Origin of the sequence: Actinokineospora guangxiensis (assembly GCF_042657845.1) — a bacterium.
GTDB classification, from domain to species: Bacteria; Actinomycetota; Actinomycetes; order Mycobacteriales; family Pseudonocardiaceae; genus Actinokineospora; species Actinokineospora guangxiensis.
Map to the genome: position 1 here is coordinate 1 of NZ_JBHSKF010000004.1, position 16,228 is coordinate 16,228.

Annotated in this window: 13 protein-coding genes; 7 read left to right on the top strand and 6 right to left on the bottom strand. The window is 72.2% G+C overall.

Annotation, left to right across the window (positions count from 1 at the left end):
• Positions 1-1,159: 1,159 nt before the first annotated feature.
• From ACFPM7_RS10170 to ACFPM7_RS10185, 4 genes are all read left to right on the top strand, one after another.
• Entirely contained in the window at positions 1,160-1,693 is a 534-nt protein-coding gene (locus ACFPM7_RS10170) for a hypothetical protein (protein WP_378246375.1), read from the top strand.
• 328 nt (positions 1,694-2,021) lie between these two features.
• On the top strand, positions 2,022-6,956 hold the full coding sequence (locus tag ACFPM7_RS10175) for an NAD-glutamate dehydrogenase (protein WP_378246377.1): 4,935 nt from the start codon (positions 2,022-2,024) through the stop codon (positions 6,954-6,956).
• A gap of 106 nt (positions 6,957-7,062) precedes the next feature.
• The gene (locus tag ACFPM7_RS10180; protein ID WP_378246379.1) at positions 7,063-7,494 is read left to right on the top strand and encodes an acyl-CoA thioesterase; all 432 of its coding nucleotides are present in this window, start codon (positions 7,063-7,065) and stop codon (positions 7,492-7,494) included.
• Between the two features lie 29 nt (positions 7,495-7,523).
• Positions 7,524-8,156 (top strand): DUF8010 domain-containing protein, encoded by a 633-nt coding sequence (locus ACFPM7_RS10185; RefSeq protein ID WP_378246381.1) that lies wholly within the window; start codon positions 7,524-7,526, stop codon positions 8,154-8,156.
• 333 nt (positions 8,157-8,489) lie between these two features.
• Here the strand turns inward: ACFPM7_RS10185 and ACFPM7_RS10190 are convergent, their stop codons facing one another.
• Genes ACFPM7_RS10190 through ACFPM7_RS10210 form a run of 5 tightly spaced genes read right to left on the bottom strand, consistent with a single transcriptional unit; the run spans position 8,490 to position 13,396 of the window.
• Positions 8,490-9,584: an alpha/beta hydrolase family protein gene (locus tag ACFPM7_RS10190; protein WP_378246383.1), complete on the bottom strand. Its 1,095-nt coding sequence runs from the start codon at positions 9,582-9,584 to the stop codon at positions 8,490-8,492.
• Between the two features lie 16 nt (positions 9,585-9,600).
• Positions 9,601-10,326 (bottom strand): MerR family transcriptional regulator, encoded by a 726-nt coding sequence (locus tag ACFPM7_RS10195; protein ID WP_378246385.1) that lies wholly within the window; start codon positions 10,324-10,326, stop codon positions 9,601-9,603.
• Between the two features lie 40 nt (positions 10,327-10,366).
• The gene (locus ACFPM7_RS10200; protein WP_378246387.1) at positions 10,367-11,950 is read right to left on the bottom strand and encodes a glycoside hydrolase family 13 protein; all 1,584 of its coding nucleotides are present in this window, start codon (positions 11,948-11,950) and stop codon (positions 10,367-10,369) included.
• A 54-nt stretch (positions 11,951-12,004) separates the two neighbouring features.
• The gene (locus ACFPM7_RS10205) at positions 12,005-12,397 is read right to left on the bottom strand and encodes a globin (protein WP_378246389.1); all 393 of its coding nucleotides are present in this window, start codon (positions 12,395-12,397) and stop codon (positions 12,005-12,007) included.
• 21 nt (positions 12,398-12,418) lie between these two features.
• Entirely contained in the window at positions 12,419-13,396 is a 978-nt protein-coding gene (locus tag ACFPM7_RS10210; protein WP_378246391.1) for a mechanosensitive ion channel family protein, read from the bottom strand.
• A 179-nt stretch (positions 13,397-13,575) separates the two neighbouring features.
• Between ACFPM7_RS10210 and ACFPM7_RS10215 the strand changes: the two genes are divergently transcribed.
• Complete coding sequence (locus ACFPM7_RS10215) at positions 13,576-14,211, top strand: HNH endonuclease (RefSeq protein ID WP_378246393.1); 636 nt, start codon at positions 13,576-13,578, stop codon at positions 14,209-14,211.
• 50 nt (positions 14,212-14,261) lie between these two features.
• Here the strand turns inward: ACFPM7_RS10215 and ACFPM7_RS10220 are convergent, their stop codons facing one another.
• A complete protein-coding gene (locus tag ACFPM7_RS10220) occupies positions 14,262-14,918 on the bottom strand; it encodes a hypothetical protein (RefSeq protein ID WP_378246395.1) in 657 nt (218 codons plus the stop codon).
• Between the two features lie 491 nt (positions 14,919-15,409).
• Between ACFPM7_RS10220 and ctaJ the strand changes: the two genes are divergently transcribed.
• Positions 15,410-15,664, top strand: a complete 255-nt coding sequence (gene ctaJ, locus ACFPM7_RS10225; protein WP_378246397.1) for an aa3-type cytochrome oxidase subunit CtaJ — start codon at positions 15,410-15,412, stop codon at positions 15,662-15,664.
• Positions 15,651-16,145 carry a DUF5130 family protein gene (locus tag ACFPM7_RS10230; RefSeq protein ID WP_378246399.1) on the top strand — a complete coding sequence of 165 codons (495 nt, stop codon included), beginning with the start codon at positions 15,651-15,653 and terminating at the stop codon, positions 16,143-16,145. The genes ctaJ and ACFPM7_RS10230 overlap by 14 nt, the downstream gene beginning before the upstream one ends.
• The last annotated feature ends 83 nt before the right edge of the window (positions 16,146-16,228 follow it).

The following is a 16,228-nucleotide window of genomic DNA, read 5'->3' on the forward strand; positions in this document are numbered from 1 at the left end:
CACCCCGCCCGCACCCCCGAACCCCGGCGACATCCCGCCCATCCCGAACCCCGACACCCCGCCGACCGACGGCGAAACCCCACCCGCCGCGACGAGCGCCCCCACACCCCCCAGCCGGCGCACCCCCGCACCAGGCGAGCCCCACTCCCAGCGAATCGGCCTCGCCGCCGTGGCCGCCCCCCACGACGAGCCCGATCAGCCCTCCGCTGCCGCCCTCCTCGACCGCATGAGCAGGCTGGTTTCCGGAGATTCCTCTGTAGACGCACAGGAGCCACGCCGCCGCAACGATTCTGCGGCGCTCTCCCGGCCAACCCCTGCCATGGCCGAGTGGCTGCGCCGCGCCGGACGTCCTCTCCCGGAAGACGACATCGACACCCCGGCAGACCCCACCCCCGACCCGCCCGAGCCCAAGCGCCCCGGCAGCAGACGCGAACGTTCCTCCAGCGGCCTGGCCGACCTCCTGGCCGAAGCCCTGGCCGCCTTCCAGGAAACCCAGACCCCCACCCCCGACGAAGCCGACACCCCCAACCTCCCCGAGCCCGACGCCATCGACCTCTCCGCCGCGGGCCAGGCAACCAGCCGCCGCGAACGCCTGGTCCGCCGCGACGCCGCCCTCCCACGAGCCTCGGGCAAGCGCCCCGACCCCGCCACAGCCGGTGAGCCAGCGCCCGGCGACCTCCCCGCTCCCGGCGCGGTCACACCCTCGGGAAGGCGCGCCACCGCCAGCGAAGGAACGCCCCCCGACCTCCCCGCCGCCGGCGAGCGGGCAGCCGCTGACCGTCCTTCCGCAGGCAGGCGCGCAGCCGCAGACCCTTCCGCCGACGAGCGGGCAGCCGCCGACTTCCGCGCCGCCAGCGAGCGGGCAGCCGCCGATTTCCGCGCCGCAGGCGTGCGGCCAGCCGCTGACCTTCCTTCCGCAGGCAGGCGTGCAGTCGCAGATCTCCCTCCCGCCGGCGAGCGGCCGGCCGCAGATCTCCCTTCCGCTGGCAAACGGGCAGCCGTCGACCTTCCCTCTGCCGGCAGGCGTGCAGCCGCAGACCTCCCTCCCGCAGACAAGCGCGCTGCCCCCGACCTCCCCGCGACCGGCAGACGAGCAGCCCCCGACCGCACCTCCACCGGCCGCGCAGCTCCCCTCCCGGACTCATCCACCGATCGCCTCGTGCCGGGCAGGCGCTCCGCCCCGGACGTCCCCGGCAAGCGCGCCGCCCCGGACGAGCCCACCCCCGAGACGCCCGGACGACGTGCCGCCCCCACCGCGGAGCGAACGTCCGGCAGGCGCGCCGCCTCCGACGTCCCCGCTCAGGGGCACTCGCAGGCGTCCGGCAGGCGTGCCGCTCCCGAACCGGGCCAAGCCGAGCGATCCCCCCTCGACGCCGCCCTCTCCGGCCGCCGCGCCATCTCCGACCACATCGGCTCCGACGAAGGCGGCCGCCGCCGAGCCGCCGAGGATGAGCCCGGCTTCGACCTGGCGAACCTCGGCTGGCGACAGACCGACGAGGAATCCTGGGCACCCGGCCGCCGGGCCGCCCGCCGCGCCCGCGAGGAAGCGGGCCCCCGTGACTGGGCGGCCGACGCCCGCGCCGCCGATCCGGCCGACTCGCCCCCGCCGGGCCGGGGCTGGACCTGGAACACCGAACCCGGCGGACGCCACCGCTCCTCCGGCTGGGCCCCTGCCGACGTAGACGGCGCCTAGACCGCACAAGCGTTCCGGGCGCCCCGGAGCCAGATCCGCGTCACCAACCTGCCACGCGCACCCGAGGCGTCCCCACAACCCCCAACCAGCCCAAACATCCGGCCCCCGCCGCCAGGTTATCGAGGGGGTCACCGCGCTCGCCACGTGCAGTGGCAGCTTGTGGACAGAGGGCGAGGTTATCCCTGGTGGGCGCGGGTTTTCCGGTTCCGTTACGGGCCGGTTCCCTGGGCGTGAACTCGCCGGGGGCGGCATGCGGAACGGGAGGGCGGCACTACCCTGAGGGGGTGGCACACCGAAGTGGCACATCGACTGTGGAGCCGACCTGAAGATGACCTCGACTGGTACCCCGTCCCGCACCGACAGAGCCGCCAGCGTCGACGGCTCGGACGGTCCCGCGCGGAGCCCGGAGCAGATCCGGGACGACATCGTCGCGCGGGCCGCGGAGTTGGACGCCGACATAGCCGACCTGATTCGGCTGTACTACCGGTACATCCCGCCCGAAGAAGTCCTCGACGACGATCCGCGGGATCTCGTGGGGGCCGTGCGCTCGCACACGCAGCTCGCCGAGAAGCGGGTGCGGGGCAGGCCCGCGGTGCGGATGCTGAACCCGGAGACCACGACCGACGAGTGGTCCTCGCCGTGTTCGGTGATCCAGTTGGTCACCGACGACATGCCTTACCTGGTCGAGTCCGTCACCGCGGCGCTGGCGCGCACGGGGGCGCACGTGCAGCGGGTGATCCACCCGATGGTCGTCGTGCGCCGCGACGTGGCCGGGCAGCTGCAGGAGGTGCTGCCCACCGCCGACGCCGAGGCGCCGCCGGGGGAGGCGTTCACCGAGTCGTGGATGTCGATCGAGGTCGACCGGGTGACCGACGCCGATCGGGCGCGGGAGATCGAGACCGTGCTGAACTCGGTGCTGACCGACGTGCGCGAGGTCGTCGAGGACACCGACCGGATGACGGGGACGGCCCGCCTGCTGGCCGACCAGCTGGAGCAGGACCCGCCCGCGCTGGCGGGCGAGGAGGTGGCCGAGGGCGCCGCGCTGCTGCGCTGGCTGGCCGACGGGCACTTCACCTTCCTGGGGTACCGCAACTACGAGCTGGTCAACGACGGCGACGGCGAGCCCGCCCTGCGCGCCATCCTGGCCAGCGGTCTCGGCGTCCTGCGCCAGGACAGCCTCGCCGCGCGCAGCCTCACCGCCGGGCCCGACGCGGGCCGCCACGCGCTCGCGCCGAAGCTGCTGGTGCTGACCGAGGCCAGCGCGCCGTCCACCGTCGCGCGCGCAGGCTACCCGTACTACGTCGGCGTGAAGACCTTCGACGCCGACGGCGCCGTCACCGGCGAGCACCGCTTCCTAGGGATCTTCACCACCAACGCCCTCCACGAGGACGTCCTGGACATCCCGGTGGTGCGCCGCCGGGTGCGCGACGTGATCCACCGCGCCGGTTTCCCGATGGAGTCCTACTCCGGGCAGCGCATGCTGGAGGTCATCCAGAACTGGCCGCGCGCCGAGCTGTTCTCCGCCACCGCCGAGTCGATCTACACCACCGCCACCGGCGTCATCGCCCTGGCCGACCGGCGCAGGCTGCGGCTGTTCCTGCGCAAGGACCCCTACGGCCGGTTCTTCACCTGCCTGGTGTTCCTGCCGCGCGACCGCTACACCACCACCTCCCGCATCGCGATGCAGGAAGTCCTGCTCGAGGAGCTGGGCGGTACCAACCTGGAGTTCAGCACGCGCCTGGGCGAGTCGCCGCTGGCGCAGGTGTACTTCATCATCCACACCGACCCCTCCGCGCTCACCGAGCCGGACGTCCCGCGCATCCAGGAGCGGCTCACCCAGGCCGTGCGGACCTGGGACGACCGCATGGCCGAGGCGCTGCTCGCCGAGCGCGCCAACGGCGCCGCCGCCGAGACGGCCACCGAGCTCGGCCAGCGCTACGCCGAGGTCTTCCCCGAGGCCTACAAGGAGGACTTCGACGCCGTCGACGGCCTCGCCGACCTGCGCCGTGTCATGGCGCTGGACACCGGCGACATGGCCGTGCAGTTCTACGTCCCCCAGGGCGCGGAGCCGGGGGAGCGGCGGCTGAAGCTGTTCCTCTCCGGCGCCAAGGTCACCTTGTCGCAGGTGCTGCCGGTGCTGCAGGCCATGGGCGTTGAGGTGCTCGACGAGCGCCCCTACGAACTGGTCCGCGAGGACGGCGCTCCCTGGTGGATCTACGACTTCGGCCTGCGGATCGACCCCGCGGTGCTGGAGGCGTGCGGCGACATCGACCGGCTGCCCACCGCCTTCGAGGACGCCTTCACCGCCTCCTGGCGCGGTGAGGTCGAGGTCGACCGGTTCAACGCGCTGGTCCTGCGCGGCGGGGTGAGCTGGCGGCAGGCCGCGATCCTGCGCGCCTACTCCCGCTACCTGCGCCAGGCGGGCACCCCGTACTCCCAGGAGTACATCGAGGACGCGGTGCTGGCCCACACGCCGATCGCCCTCGCGCTGATCGGCCTGTTCGAGACCTGCTTCGACCCCGCCCAGTCCGAGCAGACCCGCGCCGCGCAGTCCGACGACCGCGTCCAGCAGATCACCGAGCTGATCGACGGGGTCACCAGCCTCGACGAGGACCGCATCCTGCGCAGCCTGCTCACCGTCATCCGCGCCACCCTGCGCACCAACCACTACGTGCGCGACGAGGACGGCCAGACCCGCCCCTACCTGGCGATCAAGCTGGAGCCGGGCGCGATCCCCGACCTGCCCGAGCCGCGGCCGCGCTTCGAGATCTTCGTCTACTCCCCGCGCGTGGAGGGCGTGCACCTGCGCTTCGGCTCGGTGGCCCGCGGCGGCCTGCGCTGGTCCGACCGGCGCGAGGACTTCCGCACCGAGGTGCTGGGCCTGGTCAAGGCCCAGGCGGTGAAGAACGCGGTGATCGTGCCCGTGGGCGCCAAGGGCGGATTCGTCGTCAAGCGCCCGCCGGTCCCGGTCGGCGACCCGCAGCTGGACCGCGACGCGTTCCAGGCCGAGGGCGTGGCCTGCTACCGGATGTTCATCTCCGGCCTGCTCGACCTGACCGACAACCTCGACGGCACCACCGTCGTGCCCGCGCGCGAGGTCGTGCGCTACGACGAGGACGACACCTACCTCGTCGTCGCCGCCGACAAGGGCACCGCGACCTTCTCCGACATCGCCAACGACGTCGCCCGCCAGTACGGCTTCTGGCTCGGCGACGCCTTCGCCAGCGGCGGCTCGGTCGGCTACGACCACAAGGCCATGGGCATCACCGCGCGCGGCGGCTGGGAGAGCGTCAAGCGCCATTTCCGCGAGCTGGGCCTGGACACCCAGACCGAGGAGTTCACCGTCGTCGGCATCGGCGACATGTCCGGCGACGTGTTCGGCAACGGCATGCTGCTCTCCGAGCACATCCGCCTGGTGGCCGCCTTCGACCACCGCCACATCTTCATCGACCCGGACCCGGACGCGGCGACCTCCTTCGCCGAGCGCTCGCGGCTGTTCGCGCTGCCGCGCTCGTCCTGGGACGACTACGACCGCGCCAAGATCAGCGACGGCGGCGGGGTCTGGCCGCGCTCGCTCAAGGCCATCCCGGTCAGCCCGCGGACCGCCGAGGTGCTGGGCCTGCCCGAGGGCACGCAGAAGCTGTCCCCGCCGGAGCTGATGAAGGCGATCCTGCTCGCCGAGGTCGACCTGCTGTGGAACGGCGGCATCGGCACCTACGTCAAGGCCGTCCCCGAGACCCACGGCGATGTCGGCGACAAGGCCAACGACGCGCTGCGGGTCAACGGCTTCGACCTGCGGGTCAAGGTCGTCGGCGAGGGCGGCAACCTGGGCCTGACCCAGCGCGGGCGCATCGAGTTCGCCCGCGCGGGCGGCAAGGTCAACACCGACGCCCTGGACAACTCCGCGGGCGTGGACTGCTCCGACCACGAGGTCAACATCAAGATCCTGCTCGACGCGCTGGTGCGCTCCGGGGAACTGGAGCCCGGCTCGCGCGATGAGCTGCTGGCCGAGATGACCGACGAGGTCGGCGAGCTGGTCCTGGCCGACAACTACCGCCAGAACGCGGTGATGGGCGTCAGCCGGGCGCACGCCGGGCCGATGCTGTCGGTGCACCAGCGCCTGGTCGACGCGCTGGAGGCCGACGGCGACCTCGACCGGTCGCTGGAGGCGCTGCCGACCCGCGCGCAGTTCAAGGCCATGGACAAGGCGGGTGACCGGCTCAGCTCCCCGGAGCTGTGCGTGCTGCTCGCCCACGTCAAGCTGGCGCTCAAGGACGAGATCCTGGCCGCCGACCTGCCCGACCTCGACGTGTTCGCGCGCAGGCTGCCCGAGTACTTCCCGACGCAGCTGCGCGAGCGCTTCGGCAAGGCGATCTCCGAGCACCCGCTGCGCAGGCAGATCACCACGACGCTGCTGGTCAACGAGGTCGTCGACGGCGCGGGCATCTCCTTCGCCTTCCGCCTGGCCGAGGAGACCGGCGCATCGGCCACCGACGCGGTGCGCGCCTTCGCCGTGGTCACCAGGGTCTATGACCTGCCCGCCATCTGGCGCGACATCGACGCGCTCGACAACGTGGTGCCGACCGAGACCGCCGACCTGATGGTCCTGGAGACGCGCAGGCTGCTCGACCGGGCCTGTCGCTGGCTGCTCAGCAACCGGCCCCAGCCGCTGGCCGTGGGCGCGGAGATCACCCGCTTCCACGAGGTCGCCTCCCAGCTGGCCCCCGCCGTCGGCGACTTCCTGCGCGGGCGCGCCAAGGAGAAGGCCGTGCAGGACTCCGAGGCGCTGCTCGCCGCGGGCGTGCCCGCCGAGCTCGCCGCGCGCGTGGCGACGCTGCTGGAGTCCTACGGGCTGCTCGACATCACCGAGGTGGCCGAGCTGTCCGAGCGCGACGCGGGCCTGGACGCCGAGCGCTCCCCGTGGGAGACCGCTGAGCTGTACTACGCCCTCGGCGACCACCTGGGCTTCGACCTGATGCTCGACGCGGTCAGCGAGCTGGAGCGCGGCAACCGCTGGCACGCCCTGGCCCGCCTGGCCCTGCGCGACGACCTGTACGGCTCGCTGCGCGCCATCACCCTCGACGTGATGCGCCTCGGCGACCCGGGCACGCCCGCCGCGGAGAAGATCGCCGTGTGGGAGGACGCCAACAGCTCCCGCCTGGCCCGCTCCAGGGCGGCGCTGTCGGACATCCAGGATGCCGGCAGGCTCGATCTGGCGACGCTGTCGGTGGCCGCGCGCCAGATGCGCAGCATGGCCCGCTGAGTCCGCGACGGCCGCCCGCCCCACCGGGCGGGCGGCCGTTCCCAGGGCCTCGGCCCGCCGGGATAGGGTTGCGCCGGGGCCGGGCTTTCTGGAAGGAACTGCTGCGTTGGGCGTATTCGTCACCGAGGTGCGGCCGCGCTGGTCGGACATGGACTCCTACGGCCACGTCAACCACGCGAACACCGTCACGCTCCTGGAAGAGGCGCGCGTCGACCTGCTCTTCCACGAAGCCGAACTGCGCGGCGCCGAAGACCTGGCGCGCGGCGTCGTGGTGGCCAGCCTGACGGTGGACTACCACGCACCCCTCTACGCCAACGGCCGCGCCCTGCGCATCACGGTGTCGGTGCGCGAGATCCGCGCCGCGTACTTCATCCTCGATTATTCGATCCACAGTGGACCCTCGCAGGACGACGTCGTCGCCGTGACCGCGCGCACGACGCTGGCCCCCTTCGACCTCGCGGCGGGCAAACCCCGCCGCATCACCGACGCCGAGCGCGACTTCCTCGCCGCCTGGCACAACGGCGGCGGCCGTGGCTGAACCGACCCCCGCCCGCGACTGGAGCCACCGTGGCTGAGCTGACCTTCACCGACCCCGCCGAGCGCGAGAACCTCGGCGCCTTCGTCGCCAGGGCGGTCCGCCTCGACCAGCAGGCCGTCGTGCGCCTGCGCGCCCGCGGCGACGGCGCCGTCGAAGCCTGGGTCTCCACCCCCTTCGACGTCCTGGCCACCCGCTCCGCCCGCGCCGAACTGACCCCCACCGACGTCACCGTCGCCGCCCCCGACCTCCTCGCCGGCCTCGCCGTCGCCCGCGACGACAGCATCGACCCCGGCCACCCCCGCGACATGCAGTGGCGCTCCCCGCTGCCCCCCGCCAAGCACTGGCAGGTAGTCGACCACGTCCCCGCCAAGACGATCGCCGAACTGGCCGACAAGGGCCTCGCGGTGGCCAGGGAGAACGTCGGCCCCCAGGGCACCCCGCCCGCATCCCTGCTGGACCAGACCGTCCTCACCGTCGAAGGCGACGGCCTGGCCGTCAAAGTCCCCCTGCGCTGCCTGTTCGCCTTGTCCGGCATGGGCTTCCTCGCCGAACCCGACGACACCCACATCCGCATCACCGCCACCGACGCCTGGATGCGCCTGGACGCCCGCTACGGCGCCGTGGTCCGCCGCAGGCACGCCCTCCTCCCCCTCCTGGTCTGACCCAGGGCCCAGACGCGCCGGCAGGCGGGACCGCGTGTCACCGACTGGCAAGCGCCCCGCGCGGGCCTGAGGAGCTGAGTCGTCCACAGGCGGGAAGTTCCCGGATTGGGTGCGAATGGGTACTTGTCATGCGGCCTCCGACTCAAGATCACCCATCAACCGCTCACAGTCCTTACGTCCTTTGCGGGCGTACCAACTCGCCGGACCGGTGTCCTTGTAGGTGCGTCCGCCCTGCCACCCGAATCGTTCCCGGACACAGCTCCCCATCACCCCCGCCACGCAAGAGGCCCACCCCATCGGACACGCCACAAGACGCCGCCACGGAACCACCGATCACAGAGCGGAACCGAAGAACCCCGCCACCTGACCCCACACCAACGGCAGCGCCCGCTCAGGCTCGATCGCCCCCACCAGCTCATCCCGCTGCGCCACGGTCATCAACCCAGCACCGTGCAACTGCGGAACCACAGCGGCGTGATCCGTGAACACCCAGTGCGTAGCCCCCCGCACCATCCGCTGCGTCGTCCGACACCCGGACCTCAACATCGCCCCCCACCCCAGCGCGTACCGCTCATTCCAGTACCCGTCCGTCCCGAACAGCAGCAGCGGCTTGCGCGTCCCCCGCTCAGCCACCGGCAGCAGCCCACCCCCGGTGTAGTCCAGAAACCCCTCCAGGTTCACCGCGGCATCCACCCGCCGGTCCTCGAACAACACCTGCGCCGCCGCCGACCCGCCGATCGAGTGCCCGACGACGCCCACCCGCCGCAGATCCATGACCCGCCCCAGGTCCCGGCCCTCCAGCGCACCCAGCACGAACCGCACATCGGCCACCCGCACCCCCAGCACCTTGCGGTAGCCCGACGGCGTGCGCGGATCGGCGGCCGGGTCGGCGATGCGGACCTCCCCGCTCGCCAGTCGCACCACGCTCACATCGCCGGGGTGGTCCACCGTCACCACCACGAACCCCCGACTGGCCAGATCCGTCGCCAACGCCGTCCCCAGCACCCGCGGATCACCCCCGCCAGGGGTGTACACCAGCACAGGCCGCTTCCCCGCGACCGGCGGCGCACCAGCGTGAGCATGGGTCACTGTCCCCGCCCAATCCACCCCCGAGTCCGGCAGCGCGGGCGCCACCCACCGCGCGTGCAGCTCACCGAACGCGGCCGCCAGCGCGGGAGGCATGTGCGGCGCCACGGGATACCCCGACGTGCGCGCGGCCGGGTAGTACACCGACACCGGCACCTCGCGGTCCCCGCGCGCGGGGTCCCACGGGTCCAGCCGCGAGTGGTCGACCAGGTGCAGGTCGACCACCCCCACCCGGTGCGGCCCGGACGGCTCGGGCAGCAGCGGCACCAGCGCTGTCGAGGCGGCGGCGGGCGCGCCGACCGCCACGAGGGCAGCCGCCAGCGCCAGGGAAATGCGTTTCATCAGGCGTCCCTTCGTCTCAGGAGTGGGAATAGGCGCGGCTGACGTAGGCGAACAGCCGGTCGCCCAGGTCGGCGATGTCGGGGATGTAGTCGCGGACCACGCCTACGCCGTGCGAGCGGAAGTAGCGGCCCACCAGGCCCGTCAGCTCGGCGTCCCCGCCCGCGTACCGGTTCACGATCTCCACGAGCCTGCCGACGGTCTCGCGCACCTCGGGGTCCTGCACCGGGGTGTCGGCGCGGCAGTGCTCGGCGAAGCGGCGCAGCACCGCGGGCCACTCCCGGTCCAACTCCTCGCGGCCATCGGGACCGAGCGCCTCGGCGGACTCGTGCAGCACCTCGTGCTGCCTGCGGTCGAGCTGGTCGTAGAACATGCTCGTCGTGCCGAGGCGGGCCAGCAGCTCGCTGGAGTCCGGCTCGACCTGCTCCAGCAGGCCGTCGACCTGCCTGAGCAGCACCCCCAGCCGCCAGATCTCGTCGTCGAGGCGCTCGCGCCTGCGCCGCAGCAGCTCCGCCAGCTCCTCGGGCCGGGCCAGGGCCGCGCCGATCTCCTCCAGCGACAGGCCCAGCTGCCGCAGCACGCGGACGCGGTAGAGCCGCCGCAGGTCGTCCTCGGTGTAGCGGCGGTGCCCGGCCGCGGTGCGCTCGCTGGGGCGCAGCAGCCCCAGCTCGTCGTAGTGGTGCAGCGTCCGCACGGTCAGCCCGGTCGCCCTGGCCAGCGCCCCCACGCTCCATCGCTGGTTCATGCCACCGAGGCTAGGACCTCACGTGGCGTGAGGTTCAAGCTCAGACCAGCCAAACCGCCGCATCGGGCGGCAGCAGCTCGCCGTCCAACGGCGCACTCGACAGCAGGATCTCCCCGGGCGGCAGCGGAACCGAGGCCGCCGAGGTGTTCAGCGCGCAGATCAGCCCGCCGCCCTTGCGCCGGAACGCGAAGCAGCCGGGAGGGGCGCCGTACCACTCGACCTCGGTCCCGCTGAACGACGCGTGCCCGCCGCGGATCTCCAGCGCCTGCCGGTACAGCGACAGCATCGAGCCCGGGTCCTCCAACTGCGCCTCGGCCGTCAGCGGACCCCACTCCTGCGGGACCGGCAGCCAGGTCGACTCCCCGGTGGTGAAGCCGAACGGCGTCGTCTCGCCCTCCCACGGCATCGGGACGCGGCAGCCGTCACGGCCCTTCTCCGCGCCGCCGGAGCGGTGGTACATCGGGTCCTGGCGCGCCCAGTCCGGCAGCTCGACGTTGGGCAGGCCCAGCTCCTCGCCGTTGTAGAGGTACGCCACGCCCGGCAGCGCCAGCTCGACCAGCGCCATCGCCCGCGCCCGGCGCAGGCCGGTGTCGCCGCCGCCGTAGCGGGTCACGTGCCGCACCACGTCGTGGTTGGACAGCGTCCAAGTCGGCGGGGCGTCGCCGGTGGCGGCCAGGGACCGCTCGATGGCGGTGCGCACCGCGTCGGCGTCGAAGTCGGCTTGTGCCAGCTTGAAGTTGAAGCCGAGGTGCAGCTCGTCGGGGCGGACATAGCGGGCGAAGCGGTCGTCGCTGTCGACCCAGATCTCGCCGACGGCCATGGTGCCCGGGTACTCGTTGAGCACCTTGCGGATCAGCCGGTGCACGTCGTGCACGGCGTCGTCGTCGAAGCGCGGGTCCAGCACCTCCGGGTTCTGCGCCCCGGCCATCACCGCGACCGCCTCGGGGTCCATGTCCGGCAGCCCGGCGGGTTTGGCCATGCCGTGCGCGACGTCGATGCGGAAGCCGTCGACCCCGCGGTCGAGCCAGAACCGCAGCGTCTCGACCAGGTCCACGCGCACGTCGGAGGCGTCCCAGTTCAGGTCCGGCTGCTGCGGGGCGAACAGGTGCAGGTACCACTGCCCGTCCGGCACCCGCGTCCAGGCGGGCCCGCCGAACACGCTGGTCCAGTTGTTCGGCGGCGCGTCGCCGCGGCCGTCGCGGAAGTGGTAGCGCCCGCGCTCGGCGCTGCCCGGCCCGGCGGCCAGGGCCGCCTGGAACCAGGCGTGCTGGTCGCTGGTGTGGTTGGGCACCAGGTCGACGGTGACCTTGATGCTGTGTTTGTGCGCCTCCTCGATCAGCCGGTCGAAGGCCGCGAGGTCGCCGAAGAGCGGGTCGACGTCGCGCGGGTCGGCGACGTCGTAGCCGTGGTCGGCCATGGGGGAGCGGAAGAACGGGGTCAGCCAGAGCGCGTCCACGCCCAGCAGCTCCAGGTACCCCAGCCGGGACCGGACCCCGTCCAGGTCGCCGACGCCGTCGCCGTTCGCGTCGGCGAAGGACCGCACGTAGACCTGGTAGAACACCGCGTCGCGCCACCAGGCGTCCTGCGCCTCCGTGGTCGCGTCGGCTCGCGCGTTACGTCGCACGCTCTCCTGCCATTCGCACGCCAGGTCGGACTCCCCGAAGTCCGAGATCGTCGGTCAGACCCAGGTGTTCATGAGGCTGTTGGCGGCCATCTCCAGGTACTGCCACAGCCGCGCCCGGTGCTCCTCGTCCATGTCCGCGGGGCCGATGGAGTCAACCGCCACCTTCATGCAGCGCAGCCACGCGTCGCGCTCAATCGGGCCGATGGTGAACGGGTTGTGCCGCATCCGCAGCCGCGGATGGCCCCGCTGGTCGGAGTAGGTGTGCGGGCCACCCCAGTACTGCATGAGGAACAGCACCAGCCGCTCCTCGGCCGGGCCGAGGTCCTGCTCCGGGTACATCGGGCGCAGCACTTCGTCGGCGGCGACCTCGACGTAGAACCGGTGCACGATCCGGCGGAAGGTCTGCTCCCCGCCGACCGCGTCGAAGAAGCTCTCGGGTGTGGCCACGGCTCCATCCTCCCCCACGGCTCAGGCAGGCGGGGCCGGGGGGAACAGCCTGCCCAGCGGCGGCTGCACGTCGGCCTCCTCAAGGGCGGCCATCGCGCGCGCCCGCAGCGCCCGCTGCACCGCCCACTGCCTGCCGGGACGCACCTTCACGGTGACCCGCAGCGTCATGCCCTCGGGGGTGACCTTCTCCACGCCGAGCACCTCGGGCGCCTCGATCACGTCCGCGGCGTGCTCCTCCTCGGCGGTCAGGTCGGAGCTGACCTGGCGCAGGATTTCGGCCACCTGGCCCGCGTCGGCGCTGTAGCCGACCGGGATGTCGACCACGGCGACCGCGAAGCCCTGGCTGGAGTTGCCGACCCGCAGGATCTCGCCGTTGCGCACGTACCAGACCGTGCCGTTGACGTCGCGCAGCGTGGTGACCCGCAGCCCGACCGCCTCGATGGTGCCGGTGGCCTCGCCGAGGTCGACGATGTCGCCCACCCCGTACTGGTCCTCCAGCAGCATGAAGATGCCGGACAGGAAGTCCTTCACCAGGTTCTGCGCGCCGAAGCCGAGCGCGACGCCGACGATGCCCGCCGAGGCGATGATCGGCGCCAGGTTGATGCCCAGCTCACCGAGGATCAGCACGAACGCCAGGCCGAACACCGCGAAGGTGACGATCGACTTGAGCACCGAGCCGATGGTCTTGGCCCGCTGCGCCCGCCGCTCGCTCAGGATCGACCCCAGCGCCTGCGGCGCGCGCTCCTTGAGCGGCTTCAGCAGCCGGGGCGTCTTGCCGTCGCCGGAGGTGAGCCGGGTGATCGCCTTGCGCGCCAGCAGCCGGACGAAGAGCGCCACCGCCAGGATCAGCAAGATCTTGATGGGCTTGGCGAGCAGCCAGTCGGCCGAGGCGGCCAGCCAGGGGTTCTGGGTCAGGTCGTAGACCTGGGTGCACCAGGAGTCGACCTCGCCGTGGCACTTCGGCGGTTCCAGGGACAGCGGGAAGGCGTTGGCAATCATCGGCGCCGACGATAGCCGGCGGCAGGTCCGTAGTCGAAAAGCGCCCGGCCCGATTGCTCCGGGTGGGCGGTGTTCACCGGGCGTTCCGGGCCTGATGCGGGACACGTCACACAACACACGTGCGCATTCGGCCCCGTTTGTGGTCGACTAGGGCACGCACCGGTGGTGGAGGTGGTCGAGTGCCAGACCGACAACCGACTCCCATCGGCGTCGCCCACGGGCAGGCGCCGATGGCCGTGCTGTGCCCGGAGCCCTCGCCCGCACCTGATCCCGGCGGCGTTCCGGCCAGGACGGGACCATGGGGTCGGCGTCGGGTCCTGCTGCTCAACGCCACGTACGAGCCGCTCACGGCGCTGCCGATGAAGCGCGCGGTGGTGCTGCTGGTCTGCGGGAAGGCCGAGGTCGTGCACGGCGACCCGACCGGCATGGTGGTGCACTCGGCGAAGTCGAGCGTCGAGGTGCCCTCGGTGATCCGGCTGGCGACCTACGTCCGCGTCCCTTACCGGGGGCGGGTGCCGCTGACCAGGGCCGGGCTGATGCTGCGAGACCGCTACCGCTGCGCGTACTGCGGCGGCCGGGCGGAGACCATCGACCACGTCGTACCGCGCAGCCGGGGCGGGACGCACACCTGGCAGAACTGCGTGGCGTGCTGCGCGAAGTGCAACCACCGCAAGGCCGACAAGCTGCTCAGCGAACTGGGCTGGCGGCTGCGCGTGGTGCCGTCGGCGCCGCGCGGCCCGCACTGGCGCCTGCTGGCGGGCGTCGTGGACGCCGATCCGCTGTGGCTGCCGTACCTCGGCGAGCCCGCGGCTTGATCGAATGCGCGACTTCTGTCGTGCCCGATCGCTAAGCTCGGGTTATGAGGTCATGCGGCGGTGACTCGGGTGCCACCGGTCACGCGCGTGCCTCGGGTGACCCGGGTGCCGAAGTCGACCGCGGTCACGCGGGTGCCGAACTCGGAGGTCACCCTGGTGCCGCGGGTGACGCGGGTTCCCCTGGTCACCCGGGTACCGCCGGTGACCCTGGTACCCCTGGTCACGCGGGTGCCGAAGTCGACCGCGGTCACGCGGGTGCCGAACTCGGAGGTCACCCTGGTGCCGCGGGTGACGCGGGTTCCCCTGGTCACCCGGGTACCGCCGGTGACCCTGGTACCCCTGGTGACCCGGGTGCCGAAGTCGACCGCCGTCACCCGCGTGCCGAACTCGGAGGTGACCCGGGTGCCGCGCGTGACTCGGGTGCCGAACTCCCCGGTGACACGGGTTCCCCTGGTCACGCGGGTGCCGAACTCCCCGGTCACACGGGTTCCCCTGGTGACCCTGGTGCCGAACTCCCCGGTGACGCGCGTGCCCCTGGTGACCCTGGTGCCGAACTCGCTGGTCACGCGGGTTCCCCTGGTGACCCGCGTGCCGAACTCCCCGGTGACCCTCGTGCCCCTGGTGACCCGCGTCCCCATCCACGCCAGCTCCGCGGTGACCCGGGTTCCCCTGGTGACCCGTGTACCGCGAGTGACGCGCGTGCCCATCTGGATTCCCTCCGCGTGGAGTCTGGTGCGAGACGACCAAGTGGTGTCAGGATGCACAGCGGTAACCCGAGTGGCCCTGGTGACCCGGGTACCGCGGGTGACCCGGGTACCGCCGATCAGCTCGTGTGCGAACTCGCCCATCTGGGTGAAGATCCTTGCCTCACTGAGGGAAGCGATGGTGTACATGGAGTGTCCTCCCGGAAGCGGTCACACATCAATCAAGGGGAGCGCTGGTTCGCAAGGGCCGTATAGGTGAAAGCTATGACCCTGGTGGGTAACCGACAAGACGTCAATCCACCACAAGGTCCTTCGCCTGCCCACTTAGGGCCGTTCGCCTCTTGCTGGTACGCCCTTTGCGCTACCCGACCGGACGGCGGTCGGGCGAGCGGCCTTACCAGGGGAGCACCAACCGTTTACTTAGGGTGATACCCCCTTGAGCGCCGGTGGGGCTGAAAGGGGTACCGCGTCTATTGTGGGCTACCGTAGCCCCCGTGACGATCGTCGAGACCCTTCTCGTGTTCGCGCTCATTCCGCTGGCGATCTACGGTGTCGTCGCGCTGGTGACCTTGCGCGATCGCTTCGCCCGCAACCCGCGCTACCGCCCTGGCCAGGACTGGGACCACGACCCGGTCTGGTGGACGGCCAACCCCGCGGGCCTGGGCGCCGACCACTCCGCGGTCACCGCCGCGACCACTGACGGCGCGTTCGCGCGCACTGCCAAGGGAGGTGCCCGTGGCAGCTGGTGAGGCGCTTGTCCGCCACGACCCCACCGTCGAGGACGCCGACCACGGCTACGGCGTCGCCGTGACCGCGAGCGGCAGGCTGTCCGTGGCCAGGGAGTGGACGCCCGTCCCGCCCGGGCTGCCGTTCTCCACGGTGCAGCTGACCAGGCTCGATGAGGCGCTGACCCTGTCCTCGCGCTCGACCGGCCTGGCCTTCAGCATCTACCTCGGCGCCTTGGGCGAGGACACCCGCGACCGCGCCGAGCAGCTGCACGCCGAGATCGGCGCGCACTCCTCCGAAGCGGTCCTCATAGCGGTTTCGCCCGGCCAGCGCAAGGTCGAGATCGTCACCGGCGTCGAGGCAGCGCGCAGGCTCCCCGACCGCGGCTGCAACCTCGCCGTGATGGCGATGGTGGCCTCGTTCAAGGAGGGCGACCTCACCGGCGGACTGGTCAGCGCCCTGCGGATGCTGGCCGACCAGGCGGGCTCGGCCCCCCGCAAGTAAGCACTCCAGGACAGCACGACAGAAGAAGGGCCCGACCCCCTGAGGGGTCGGGCCCTTCTTCTGCGCCGGGAGGGAACAGGCCC